The organism is Undibacterium sp. SXout7W, from assembly GCF_049339385.1.
Classification (GTDB): domain Bacteria; phylum Pseudomonadota; class Gammaproteobacteria; order Burkholderiales; family Burkholderiaceae_D; genus Undibacterium.
Genome location: NZ_JBMPPF010000007.1, coordinates 1 through 13,555, shown reverse-complemented (window position 1 = coordinate 13,555; position 13,555 = coordinate 1). Strand labels below are relative to the sequence as shown.

General features: G+C 48.4%; 7 protein-coding genes. 5 read left to right on the top strand and 2 right to left on the bottom strand.

All coding sequences use genetic code 11. The annotated features are described in order from the left end of the window. Positions 1 to 13: 13 nt before the first annotated feature. Positions 14 to 2,038: a TonB-dependent receptor plug domain-containing protein gene (locus ACO0LB_RS08450; protein ID WP_423048419.1), complete on the bottom strand. Its 2,025-nt coding sequence runs from the start codon at positions 2,036 to 2,038 to the stop codon at positions 14 to 16. A gap of 251 nt (positions 2,039 to 2,289) precedes the next feature. Between ACO0LB_RS08450 and dnaE the strand changes: the two genes are divergently transcribed. The 5 genes from dnaE to waaF all read left to right on the top strand — a co-directional run bounded on the left by dnaE (position 2,290) and on the right by waaF (position 10,931). Continuing rightward, entirely contained in the window at positions 2,290 to 5,817 is a 3,528-nt protein-coding gene (gene dnaE / locus ACO0LB_RS08445; protein ID WP_423048417.1) for a DNA polymerase III subunit alpha, read from the top strand. 31 nt (positions 5,818 to 5,848) lie between these two features. Next, positions 5,849 to 7,228 (top strand): O-antigen ligase family protein, encoded by a 1,380-nt coding sequence (locus ACO0LB_RS08440; protein ID WP_423048415.1) that lies wholly within the window; start codon positions 5,849 to 5,851, stop codon positions 7,226 to 7,228. A gap of 147 nt (positions 7,229 to 7,375) precedes the next feature. Next, positions 7,376 to 9,121, top strand: coding sequence for a lipid A export permease/ATP-binding protein MsbA (msbA, locus tag ACO0LB_RS08435; protein WP_423048413.1), 1,746 nt, complete (start codon positions 7,376 to 7,378; stop codon positions 9,119 to 9,121). Positions 9,122 to 9,315: 194 nt separating this feature from the next. Beyond that, positions 9,316 to 9,894: a peroxidase-related enzyme gene (locus ACO0LB_RS08430; protein ID WP_423048411.1), complete on the top strand. Its 579-nt coding sequence runs from the start codon at positions 9,316 to 9,318 to the stop codon at positions 9,892 to 9,894. After that, complete coding sequence (waaF, locus tag ACO0LB_RS08425) at positions 9,891 to 10,931, top strand: lipopolysaccharide heptosyltransferase II (protein ID WP_423048409.1); 1,041 nt, start codon at positions 9,891 to 9,893, stop codon at positions 10,929 to 10,931. Before ACO0LB_RS08430 ends, waaF begins: the two co-directional genes overlap by 4 nt. Positions 10,932 to 11,268: 337 nt before the next feature. On the opposite strand, the gene ACO0LB_RS08420 is transcribed toward waaF, so the two are convergent. Further along, positions 11,269 to 13,107 (bottom strand): PHA/PHB synthase family protein, encoded by a 1,839-nt coding sequence (locus tag ACO0LB_RS08420; RefSeq protein WP_423048407.1) that lies wholly within the window; start codon positions 13,105 to 13,107, stop codon positions 11,269 to 11,271. Positions 13,108 to 13,555: the final 448 nt, after the last annotated feature.

Sequence of the window (13,555 nt, the reverse complement as noted above, 5' to 3'; positions counted from 1 at the left end):
GCTCAGGCATGTATTAAAAGTCGAGTTTTAAATTCAGTCGTGCAAGTCGCCCTGGTAATTCATTGTCATGGCGATATTCAAAATAATGGGCATTGGCCAGGTTTTGTACGATCAGTGCCAGTTCTGCACGTGTATTGCCAAGATTGAACTGATAACCTAGTCTTGCATCAATGCGTTTGTTGGCATCTATGAAATAATAACGGTTTTGTGAGGGATTGTAGTCGGTTGCATTAAATTTTGTTCTTGCAACTTGATAAGCGACGACGCTGCCACGCAAACGCGCATTGAAATCATGGCTGATCATCAGGCTATGGCTGTATTGCGGCAAGGAGTCGCTGTAGATCACACCATTGACATTGTTACTGTTGACCCGACCACCAGATAAGCCATAAATCACGCGGGTGTTGTCACCGATAGGTGTTTTGATCTGCATTTCATAGCCACGCATCATAGCCGAGCCTGCATTCAGATTACCACTGGCAGGAGAAAGTTGATTGCGGACATCAATCAGATCGCTGTAGTCGTCATTGAATAAGCGCATATCCACATCGATTTTTCCAATTTTACCCATATAGCCAATTTCGGTGGAACGCACGCGTTCTGGCCGTAGTATCGGCAAGTCTGGATAAAAATCAGCACCACGCCAATAACCTTCATAGACTTTTTCATAGGCCGACGGTGAGCGCGTTGCACGAGAATGGCTCAGGCGCAGGGTATGTCCGGGCTGAAAATGCCAGTTCGCGGCGATACGCGGTGTGATGTCTGTGCCGGTGTAGGTATTGTTTTCTGCCATTCCGCCGATATTCAGCACCAGATCAGGTGTTGCACGCCATTCAGCATTGGCAAACGCCCGTCGCAAGTGATAAGGGAAATCGCCGAACAGATACTGATTGTCACCTACACCCAGATAATACGGCGCTGTTGTCTGGTCATAACGTACGCTGCCACCCCAGACCAGCCGGGTATTTTTAAATGGTGAAAAGGTATGCTGCACTTCCAGATCAAACCTGCGCAACGTGGCATCTCCGTTGCTGTAGCCATCAGAGTCCTGCAACGTTGCCGAGACGCGCTCTACGGTATGGAATGCCTGCACAGATAATTCGCCGCCATTGTCCAGAACCCGGCGCCAGTGCAGCATCTCGAAATGGTTTTCTGCTTGCCGGCGAACGGCTGATACGTTGCCGTATTCACCCACCTGACGCGGTCCGCCGTTATAACCGAACTGGAATTCCAGCGTGTCATCTGCATTGACCTGGTAATCGGTACGCAAGGTAAAGTTTTGTATCGTTTTATTATCGTATTTATTGAGCGTCCAGAATTTAAAGAGCGAGGTCGGTCTTTCTACCAAATCTGCTTCGCCTTTGTCGTGTCTTGCGCTGGCACTCAGGCGGTAGCTGAGCGCGCCTTCCTTGCCTGCATAACGAAACACACCCTCTGATCTGCCCGGGCCCTCACTGAGAGAAACGGAGGCTCCTTGCGATTCAGCAGGATGACGGGTAATGATGTTGATCACGCCGGAATAGGAGTTAGCACCATAGCTGGCCGAGTCTGGCCCACGGATGACTTCAATACGCTCAATATCGTCCAGTACGATAGGCAAATCACTCCAGTTGACTCCGCCAAACAAGCTAGAATAGACGGAGCGGCCATCGATCAGTACTTGCATGCGGTCTGACGTGGTGGTGGTCACCATACCGTGATATGCAACCGTACTGTCGGCAGAAAAATACGGATCGGCATGATAAGCGACGTACATGCCCGGTACTAACCTGAATACCTCTGATAAGTCCCATGCCCCTGAATCTTTGATCATCTGCCTGTCAATAATCGTGACAGCCACAGGCGCTTCATTGATCGGTTGCGATAAGCGTGATGCAGAAAGAATAACAGGGATGTCGTCAAGGAAAATGGACTCTTCTTTGCTGGCATTATCTTGAGCAAAAGTTGCTTCAAATGGCAGGCAGATCGTTATTGCGCAAGCAGCAAACAGACTACGTCGAGAAGGACGATATACCTGCCTCAGAATTTCTACTAACAAAGTGTTCTCCAGATGACAACCGGGCTGAAAGGAGCGTACCACATAGGTCTGCCTTTTAATGTGGCGTTGCAGCAACTTTTAACGTTCTGAGACAAACTAAAATTATTAGCCCTCATTTTTAGCCGACGTTAAAGGTATTTGCATTTGTAATGATATAAAAAAGAAAATATTGCCCGAAGTTTTGATGATAATTCCGGATGGATACCGGTCAGTGCTTCTGATACCGGTGGTCAAGGCTGTAAAATACGCAGATGAATACAGAACTGACAATTTCTCCCGATGCTGGCACTGCAACTGTTGCCACTATCCCATCCACACCTCCTGATCCAACATTCGTCCATTTGCGGATTCACTCTGAATACTCGATTGTGGATGGTCTTGTGCGTATTGATGATGTGATCAAAGCGGCGGTCAAAGACAAGCAACCCGCGATGGCGATCACTGATCTGGCGAATTTGTTCGCGATGGTGAAATTTTATAAGGCCGCACGTGGTAAAGGTATCAAGCCTATCGCCGGATGCGATGTCTGGATTACCAACGAGGCTGACCGCGACAAACCAACACGACTGATGTTGTTAGTCAAAAATCGTCTTGGTTATCTTCAGCTGTGTGAACTGTTAGCGCAGGCATGGCTGACCAACCAGCATCGCGGTCGGGCTGAAATACGTTACGAATGGCTGCAACAATTGCATGAGCAAGGTCAGGGCGGTGGTTTGATTGCGCTTTCCGGTGCACATTTTGGCGATATCGGTGTTGCCATTGATAACGGAAACCTGGCGCTGGCCGAAGCACATGCCAAGCGTTGGGCAAGAATTTTCCCGGATCATTTTTATCTTGAAATACAAAGAGCCGGGCAGGCGAATATGGAAAATCATATTCGTTCCGTCATTGTATTGGCCCGCCAACTCTCGTTACCGGTTGTTGCTACCCATCCGATTCAATTTTTGAGCAAGGACGACTACACGGCGCATGAGGCCAGAGTGTGTATCGCTGAGGGCGATATGTTGGCCAATGGTAAACGTGTTCGTCGTTTTAATGACCAGCAATGCTTTAAGACACAGGAAGAAATGGCCGCTTTGTTTGCCGATATGCCTGGTGTCTTGCGAAATTCAGTCGAAATTGCCAAACGCTGTAACCTCAAGCTGGAACTTGGTAAGCCAAAATTGCCTGATTTTCCGACACCTGATGGCATGGATATCAACGATTTTCTGGTGTTCGAAGCCAAGCGTGGTCTGGAGTTCCGTCTTCAGCATTTGTTCCCGAATGAAGAAAAGCGCGAAAAAGAGCGCGCCCGTTATGAGGCGCGTTTGAAGTTTGAAACCGACACCATTATCAAGATGGGTTTCCCTGGTTACTTCCTGATTGTTGCCGACTTTATTCAATGGGCAAAAAATAATGGTGTGCCTGTTGGCCCTGGCCGTGGTTCTGGTGCCGGTTCACTCGTTGCGTATTCATTGTTGATTACCGATCTCGATCCTTTGCAATATAACTTGCTGTTTGAACGTTTCCTGAATCCAGAGCGGGTATCGATGCCCGACTTCGATATTGATTTCTGTCAGGAAGGTCGTGACCGCGTTATTCAGTATGTAAAAGATCGCTATGGCAAGGAAGCCGTATCTCAGATCGCCACCTTCGGAACGATGGCGGCGAAAGGCGCAATTCGCGACGTTGGGCGCGTACTGGATTTCGGCTATATGTTTTGCGATGGCGTCTCGAAACTGATTCCATTCAAACCGGGTAAGCAGGTCACGATTGCAGAAGCCATCGTCGAAGAACCGCTGCTGGCCGAACGTCAGGAAAACGAAGAAGAAGTCAAAACCCTGCTCGATCTGGCGCAGCAAGTCGAAGGCATCACGCGCAATATCGGTATGCATGCCGGTGGTGTGTTGATTGCGCCCGGTAAGCTGACGGATTTCTGCCCGCTGTACACGCAAGGTGGCGATTCGGGCGTGGTCTCGCAATACGATAAAGATGACGTCGAAGCCGTCGGTCTGGTGAAGTTCGACTTTTTGGGTTTGACGACACTCACGATTCTTGATCGTGCCGTACGCTATATCAAAATGCTGGATCCTTCGATGGCGGAGTTTGATCTGGCGAAATTGCCACTGGATGACAGAGCATCGTATGAATTGCTGACCAAAGCGAAAACCGTCGCCGTATTCCAGCTGGAAAGCCGCGGCATGCAAGGCATGTTGAAAGATGCGCGTCCGGATCGCTTTGAAGACATTATCGCGCTGGTGGCTTTGTATCGTCCGGGTCCTATGGATCTGATTCCTGACTTCTGTAAGCGTAAGCACGGCGAGAAGTTTGATTATCCCGATCCGCGTACTGAAGGCATTTTGTCGGAAACCTACGGCATCATGGTGTATCAGGAGCAGGTGATGCAGATGGCGCAGGTGGTTGGTGGTTATTCACTCGGCGGCGCGGATTTACTGCGTCGTGCGATGGGTAAAAAGAAAGCGGAAGAGATGGCAGAACATCGCCAGATTTTCCGCGATGGTGCTGCTAAAGACGGACTAAAACAAGAAAAAGCCGACGAAATTTTCGACTTGATGGAAAAATTCGCGGGCTACGGTTTTAATAAATCCCATGCCGCCGCCTATGCGCTGTTGTCGTATCACACCGCGTACCTGAAAGCGCATCATCCTGCCGCGTTTATGGCAGCCAATATGTCGCTCGCGATGGACGATACCGACAAGGTCAAAATTCTGGTCGAAGATGCGATCGATGTCTGCAAGCTGAAAATGCTGCCGCCAGATATCAATCAGTCTGAATATCGCTTTATGCCAGTCGGTGAGCCTGGCAAAAAAGCTTCGCAAATTCGTTATGGCATGGGTGCTGTCAAGGGATCGGGGCAGAATGCGATTGAAAGTATTGTCGCTGCGCGAACTTCAGGTGGGCCATTTACCGATTTATTTGATTTCTGTAAGCGCATTGATAAACGTCAGGTTAATCGTCGCACCATAGAATCATTGATACGTGCTGGCGCGATGGATTGTCTTGGAAAAGATCGCGCGATCTTACTGGCAACGATGGCGCTTGCAATGGAAGCTGCGGAACAGGCAGAAGCCGCTGCAAATCAGGTCAGTTTATTTGGTGACGATAATGACATGATTCCGCCACCAGAATACATACAGGTGCCTGTATGGAGTGATAAACGACGGTTGACCGAAGAGAAGCTGGCACTTGGTTTTTATCTCTCCGGACATTTGTTTGATGCCTATGCGCCAGAGGTGCGCAAGTTTATCAAGACGACTTTGCTCAAGTTGGAGCCTTCGCGCGATTTGCGCTTGATTGGCGGCGTCATTGCTGGTGTTCGTACGCAGCTGACGCAACGTGGAAAAATTCTGATCGTCACGCTGGATGACGGTACTGCGACTGTCGAGGTCACTGTATACAGCGAAATCGCCGATGAATTTAAAAACCTGTTCAAGGAAGACGAGTTTCTTGCTGTGTTGGGTAAAGTGTCTGAAGACCGTTTTTCTGGTGGCTTGCGTATTTCAGCCGAAAAAGTCATGGACATAGGCCGGGCGCGAGTACAGTTTTCTCAAGGCTTGTGTTTACGTCTGACATCCATGGCTGATACGAAGAAGTTACAGGAATTGCTCAAGCCTCATTTGAATCCGGATGGTTGCCCAGTATTGATTCGCTATCAGAACAGTGAAGCAAGCGCGGAGTTGTATTTGTCAGATCAGTGGCGCGTCAATCCGGATGATCATTTGCAATATAGTCTGAGCGAGTGGTTGTCTGCCAAGCATGTTGCCATCGAATACGCGTAATGCTATGACCATGGCTATGAGGACGAGTGGCATGTCGAATACAGGCAAGGCGTATGTTTCAGGTACTGACAACCAAGGTCAGCAATATGGCAATCAAGCAGGAGTGCGACAGAATTTGCCGCAGCAGATACTGACCTTGCTACCACTGACTTTGTTTTTTCCAGTCGGCGTTATGTATGGTGGCGTGCTGCTGTTTTATGCAGCTTTGTCGGTGTCTGGGCAGTGGTCACAAAAATGGCAACGCATACGCCATAGTCCGATGTTGATACCGGTGTTGTTACTAACCGTTGTCAGTAGTCTGATTGGATTAACGCAGGAACATAGTCCGGAGATCGCCAAAGAATTCTGGCCGGGATTTTCACATTATCAAACCTATCTGTTTTTGTTTCCATTTTTAATAGTAGGCGCGGGTGTTTGGCAGCGCAGGGCAGTGTATGTTTTTTTTGCTGGCGCGTTGATGGCGGCAAGTTTATTTGTCGCAAACTTCTTTCACCTTTTGCCGGCGAATACACTGTTCAGAAGTTATGTGATTTATGAAGGAAATAAATCGATCTTGCTCGGCATCCTGCTGGCAGTTGCTGCTGGCTGGATGTTGCACGAATGGCGACTGCGCCGCGATTACACGATATTACGCGCCCTGGCATTTCTGTATGTCGTGATCAGTTTGGTTTTGCTGGCAAAAACCAGAACCGCCAGCCTCATGTTTGTATTGTTATGTGCGTGCCTGCTGTTGAGCCGCTTGCGTTGGTCGTGGCGTAGCTTGCTGATACCGTTCGTATTTGGATTGTTGTTGTATGGCGGTTGGAAATATGCCACAGGATTACCTGCACCGGCAACCTGCGAAGTCAGGTTAGTACAGGCTGGGCCATGGGAGATTTTTAAATTGCGTTCCTTGTGTACCATTCATCAGCTCAGAGATTTTTCAGAGGGGCGAAAAGTCAATGAAGATGGAATGCGTCTGGAAATATACAAAATCACCGCAGAGATTATTGCAGAGAAACCCTGGACAGGGCATGGCGTCGCCACTTGGATGATGCACTACCGACAGCGTGCTGTCGGACTGAGTAGCGCTACCATGACAACGCCGCATAATGATTATTTGCTATATATGACAGAGTTAGGCGCAGGTGGTTTGCTGGCCCTACTGGGGATTTTTGGTATGCAGTTATTCATTGCACGCCATATGAGTCACGTTAGTCAGGTGAGTCAAGTGAGTCAAGCGGGTCAGATTGATGATGCCAGCATCCGAGATCATGCGATGTTGTTGACGATGCTGACCGTTGCCATGATGGTTGGCGGGATGTTTAATGCGATTTTGCGTGATGGTGTATTTGGTATGGCGTTCATGATTTTGCTGGCCATTCCATTATCGGGAATCAGTTGGCGGTCATTGGCGCGGAAATCATCATGAATGCGGAGTGAACGAGATATTACTGTATCAGGCAGATAAGCGGCGATGCGATGAAGATCAATACTTCCGTCCTCCCGCAAGGGCTGATGAATTCTTTGTCACATACAGATATATGCAGATGCACAGGTAAAACAAAACAATGGATTTATGCGATTAATTAATAAAGAAACGATTACTGTTTTTCGACGTTTGTGGACACTGGTACAAACCTACCGTTCACGGATATGGTGGGCTTTACTGACAATGTTGGGGACTGCTTCGACCGAGGTGATGTTCCCGAAAGTATTAGGCTACATACTCGATCATGGCTTCAAAGGTGATGCCAGCCATTTGGCAATCTGGAAGGTACCAGTTGCCATCATCGGAATATTCTTGATGCGAGGTTTGTGCACGTTTACCACCAGTTATCTGATGACCTGGGTATCCACACGACTGCTGAACGAATTGCGAGCCAAGGTATTTGACCGGATATTAAACGTCCCCGTCAGTTTTTATCATGGAGAATCCAGTGGTCGTATTATTAACACGATCATGTTTGAGGCTCAACAGATCGTGGAAATGTTGAAAGTCTCCATGACAACCCTGTTTCGGGACTCCCTGACAGTCATGGTGTTGATGGCCGCGTTGCTGTGGCGGAACTGGAAGCTCACGATCGTCGCACTGGTACTGATGCCGGTGATGGCGTTGTTGGTACGTGGTGTCAGTAAGCGTTTGCGTCGCTTGAATCAGAGTCAGCTGGATGTTAATAATGAACTGACGCAAGTGATAGAAGAAGCGACACGCGCCAGCCAGGTCATTCGCATATTTGGTGGTCAGCAGTATGAACAGCAGCGTTTTGAAGAAAAAAATGAAAAATTACGCGGATACGCAATGCGGACCACAGTTGCTGTTGCATCTACCACGCCGCTGACACAACTTGCAGCGGCTGTGGCAGTCGCGGTGGTTATTATGTTTGCCGTCTCACAGGCGACGGAAGACGCTACAACCGTTGGTCATTTCGTTGAATTTGTCAGTTTAATGATGCTACTGTTGACGCCGCTGAAACGTCTCGCTGATCTGAATGGTCCTATGCAACGTGGATTGGCAGCATCGGAATCAGTATTTGGCCTGATGGATACGGCACCGGAGTCAGGTGATGGCGAAGTCCTGCAGGGTCGTGCCAGTGGCCGACTGGAATTTGTTCATACCGGATTTTCTTATCCTGAGCAGGAACAAGAGGCATTAAAAGACATTAACCTGAGCATACTCCCTGGCGAGACGATCGCTCTCGTGGGAATGTCGGGTGGCGGTAAAACCTCGCTGGTCAATCTGGTACCACGGTTTTATATGCCGACCTCAGGTGATATCTTGCTCGATGGTCGCTCCTTACAATCTATTGCGCTCGGCAGCTTACGTGAACAGATTGCCATGGTGAGTCAGAACGTGGTGTTATTCGATGACACGGTCGCTGCGAATATTGCTTATGGCGATGCGCATCCTGATAGCGCACGTATTGCCGCCGCAGTACAGGCAGCGCATCTGACCGATGTGATTCGTGATTTACCTGATGGTATGAATACGTTTGTCGGGAATAACGGTATGCGCCTCTCTGGCGGTCAGCGTCAGCGTCTGGCCATTGCCAGGGCAATCTATAAGGATGCGCCAATACTGATTCTTGATGAAGCGACGTCAGCACTTGATAGTGAATCCGAACGGGCAGTGCAGGCGGCATTAGATGAACTGATGATGGGCAGAACCACTTTAGTGATCGCGCATCGCTTATCCACCATAGAACGTGCAAGCCGTATTGTGGTCATGAGTGATGGGCAGATTGCGGAAGTCGGAACCCATGCGGAACTGTTGCAAAAAGGGGGCGTCTATGCCAATTTGCACCGTTTGCAATTTGCTGCCTGAATCACTTGCCGATCATCATTTTTATATCAGAACAGACACAAAATAGTAGCGGCGGTGTCTGGTTCACGGAAGTGTAAATTTTACAAGCAGCTACAAGCCTATACTGCCTGTGTCGCCTTGGCTCGCTGGAGCAATTTCGCGTAAGTTCTATGTATGGACGCTGTACTCATATTGATAAGTGAGGATAAAAAATAATGACCTTTCCTATTTCACGCTTCCCAGTTCCTGATCTTGAACATTTACCGCAAGACATCCGGGAAAAAATTTTGGCTGTACAGGAAAAAGCGGGGTTTGTACCAAACGTGTTTCTGACACTGGCCCACAGACCAGACGAATTCCGAGCTTTTTTTGCTTACCATGATGCGTTGATGCTGAAGACGACAGGTAATCTGACAAAAGCCGACAGAGAAATGATTGTGACTGCGACCAGTGCAAAAAATAATTGTCTGTATTGCGTAGTTGCACATGGCGCCATTTTGCGTATTTATGCAAAGAATCCATTGATTGCCGATCAGGTAGCTGTTAATCATCTGAAGGCCGATATCACTCCTCGCCAGTCAGCGATGCTGGATTTTGCAATCAAGGTTTGCCTGAATTCCCATCAAGTTACTGATGCTGATTATGCCGTCCTGTATCAACAGGGATTTGATGACGAAGATATCTGGGATATTACTGCCATTACCGCCTTTTTCGGATTATCAAACCGGATGGCGAATGTGATTTCCATGCGTCCCAACGAAGAATTTTTTCTGATGGGACGAGCGCCAAAATGAGCTGGGAAAAGGCGATGCCATCCTCACGCATATTAGTGATTGCACCGAACTGGATAGGCGATGCTGTAATGGCGCAGCCTTTACTGCAATTGCTGAAAAAAAAATATCCTCAACATGCGATTGATGTACTGGCAGCGTCTTGGGTCGCGCCGGTATTACGTGCAATGAAGGAGGTCGATACTGTTCTGGAGACACCGTTTAAACATGGTGCTCTTCAATTGCGTGAGCGCTGGCGCTATGCGCAACTCCTGCGTCAGCAGCGATATGTATTTGCCTATGTGCTGCCGAATACCCTGAAATTCGCTTTGCTGCCATGGATGGCCGGCATTAAAAAACGGATTGGCTATAAAGGCGAGAGCCGCTACGGTTTAATCAATGTGATGCATCATGATGATGCCGAAAAGCCGCGTGCGATGGTACCTTTTTATGCCGCACTTGCTGAGGCACCTGCATCTCAGGCACCCATCAATCTTCCAAGGCCAATGCTGTCAGTCAGTCAGCAGCAGATTAGTGCCACGTTGAACAGTCTGAGTTTATCTGAGCAACGTCCCGTCATTTGTTTTGCTCCTGGCGCAGAATTTGGAAATGCCAAACGCTGGCCTGCCAGTCACTTTGCAGAGCTGGCAAAAATGATATTGCTGTCATTGCCTGGCGCACAAATTGTTTTACTGGGATCGCCGAAAGACAGGACTGTGTGTGATGAAATTAAAGCGCTCAGACCTGAGATATTCGATCTGGCAGGTAAGACCTCGCTGACTCAGGCGATCACTTTAATTGCCTCGGCAAAGGCTATGGTCAGCAATGATTCAGGTCTGTTGCATATCGCGTCTGCATTGAATCGGCCCGTCATTGCTATTTACGGCCCGACCGATCCAGATCACGCACCACCTTTTTCAGATATCGCCTACTCGTTGTCTCTACGATTAGCTTGTGCGCCCTGTAAGCAACGTGAGTGCCCTCTGGGGCATCAGGACTGCATGCAGAAATTAGACGCAGTCCGCGTGTGGCAAGCCTTGCATACGATACTGTCAGCATGATCAGCATGATCAGCATGATCAGCGTGATTCGGCATTGAACTGAATGTTGAATTATGTTGGCACTTCAGGAAGCTTGTTCAGCTACATCATTTGTGCCGGTGCATGAACTCAATATAAAGGTCGAGATCACGTGGTTAATGCCTGCCAATTTTTTGGCATTTGGCGTGTATTGTTTTGCCGTGATACGAGTTATTGACACTCAGCTCTTTCATACACGACATCAACGTCAAGATCACGTTGATGATCGTTAATCGACTGCCTTACTTTGATATGGCTCGACAGTCGTCCTCAAGCTGAGTTGTGCATTGATCCCAAACAGGGAGCACTTTAGTCTATTTTATTTTTCAAAAATATAAGTGCCCGGTGCGTCGCCGAGTTCTGGATCGGCATGCGGATGTCGGGCCTTGACTTGATTTCCCTCGGAATGTTTCTTCAGCCATTCCTGCCAGTGTATCCACCACGAGCCTGGCTGTGTTTGTGCTCGCCCTAGCCATTCATCCGGATCAGCATAGGCTTTGCTATGCTGGTTTTGGGGTTGTATCTGGAAGCTGCGATGCGCGTGACCTGGTTCAGATACGATGCCTGCATTGTGGCCACCGGACGCAAGGATAAATTCTATCGGTGCACCAGTCAAAAAGTGAATCTTATATACCGAACGCCAAGGTGAGACATGGTCTTTTGCCGTGCCGACGACATACATGGGGGCATGAATGTCATTGAGTGCAATGGCGTGGCCGTTGACCTCGTAGCGACCCTCCGCCAGATCATTGTGCAGGAAAAGATGTTTCAGATATTCGCTATGCATCCGATAAGGCATCCGCGTGGTATCGGCATTCCAGGACATCAGATCATTTGGCTCGTTACGTATGCCAAGCTGATAGTCGCGCATTAGTTTCGACCAGATCAGATCACGTGAATTAAGCAGCTGGAACGAACCCGTCATTTGTTCGCCTGCCAGATAACCTTGCTCCCACATTTGCGCGTCAAGCATCGCCAGCTGGCTTTCGTCAATGAATAAGCCTAGTTCTCCGGGTTCGCGGAAATCAGTTTGCGCCGCCAGTAAGCTGACTGTCGCGATAGGCGCTATCGCTGGTTTGGTGTTGGTGGCATTATCTTTGGCAAGCGCTGCTGCGCCGATCGCCAGTAAGGTACCACCAAGACAATAGCCTACTGTATGGATGGGTTGATGATGTGTTGCATGAGCAATTTTATCCAGCGCGGCGTATAGCCCAAGTTCCAGATAATCATGCATCCCCAGATCACGGTCATTGCGATCTGGATTGCGCCATGAAATCATAAAAACGGTGTGTCCCTGTTCGACCAGAAACCGCACCATGGAATTGTGTGGTGACAGATCCAGAATGTAGTACTTCATGATCCATGAAGGGACAATCAGAACAGGCTCAGCATAGACTTTACTGGTTTGCGGTGAGTACTGAATTAACTCGATCAGATGATTGCGGAAGATCACTTTTCCAGGGGTAAGCGCAACATCGCGGCCTGGTTGATAGGCTAGCTGGTCTGAAGGACGTGTATGCTGATGATTATCGGGAGACTTCATTTCCAGACCATTATCCTGCATCCAGTGCGCTGCGCCCGACAGCAAATTTTTACCGGCGCTTTCTTTGGTGGCCTCAATGACTTCCGGGTTGAGTAACGGAAAGTTGGATGGAGACATCATGTCAAGCAATTGACGGGCAGTAAAATTGACGACGTTTTCATGATGTCCTGTAACACCGCGTATCCCCATCGTTGCCTCATGCCAGAATTGCTGGCTTTGCAGAAAGGTCTGGCTCATTGCGTTATAGGGCCAGCTATTCCATCCCGGATATTGAAAGCGATTGTCTTGTGCGGCGGGGGGCTGTGCTGGAGGATTTTCCTTGCTCTCCGCTGGCAACATTGCACTTAAAAAGCCCGGCCATTCCAGCACCTGCTTTTGTAGCAGGTTTATTAAATCCATTTGTTTTCCGGGAGAAACCGCCAGATGAATTGCCCAGTCTGTCCACGCCAGCAAGACACTCGCAGGGGAGATACCACCAGTCAGTTTGGCAATCTGGTTTTGCAGCGCCATATCAATCGGATTGACGGCAATCTCATCGCCTGTCAGATAGCAGAGGTGGTGCGGCTTATCCTGATCCTTGGTTGATGTCATTGGTGTCACTTGCGTGGACTTCATCTGCATTTCCTCTTTTCAGTGATGGTGAATTGTGTCAAACAAGATCAAAGTCATAATTGATTCGCATCAATTCGATTGTGCATTTGCAGCAAAGGGCTAAGATTACACCAGATTCAGGCGATGTCAGAAAATTCATTTTTAATCTGATTTTCACATGCTGGAGTATTACTCATACTTATCACAATAATAAAATATGATCGATTTTTAACAGCAAAACAGAGATTTTCCGAGTATTTGATTGCAAATGATATTTTGGCTTCATTAATAATAAGGAAAGTCTGATTAAGTTCTAATTTTCTTAAACTTCGAAACTAAGTGCCGCTCATTCATAAAACATGCTCGCGAGAGCATGTTTTATAGTGGAAATTGGAGCGAATGTTTCCAATTTTTCTTGTTCTTGCGCGATTTCTCGCACAATCGGCACACTATGGCAGGCGCATCAAGCGCC

What these genes read in the sequence shown, in the direction of transcription:
- ACO0LB_RS08440 (WP_423048415.1), top strand. Translation starts at nt 5,849, where the DNA reads ATGTCGAATACAGGCAAGGCGTATGTTTCAGGTACTGACAACCAAGGT.
- ACO0LB_RS08420 (WP_423048407.1), bottom strand. Translation starts at nt 13,107, where the DNA reads ATGAAGTCCACGCAAGTGACACCAATGACATCAACCAAGGATCAGGAT.
- waaF (WP_423048409.1), top strand. Translation starts at nt 9,891, where the DNA reads ATGAGCTGGGAAAAGGCGATGCCATCCTCACGCATATTAGTGATTGCA.
- msbA (WP_423048413.1), top strand. Translation starts at nt 7,376, where the DNA reads ATGCGATTAATTAATAAAGAAACGATTACTGTTTTTCGACGTTTGTGG.
- ACO0LB_RS08430 (WP_423048411.1), top strand. Translation starts at nt 9,316, where the DNA reads ATGACCTTTCCTATTTCACGCTTCCCAGTTCCTGATCTTGAACATTTA.
- dnaE (WP_423048417.1), top strand. Translation starts at nt 2,290, where the DNA reads ATGAATACAGAACTGACAATTTCTCCCGATGCTGGCACTGCAACTGTT.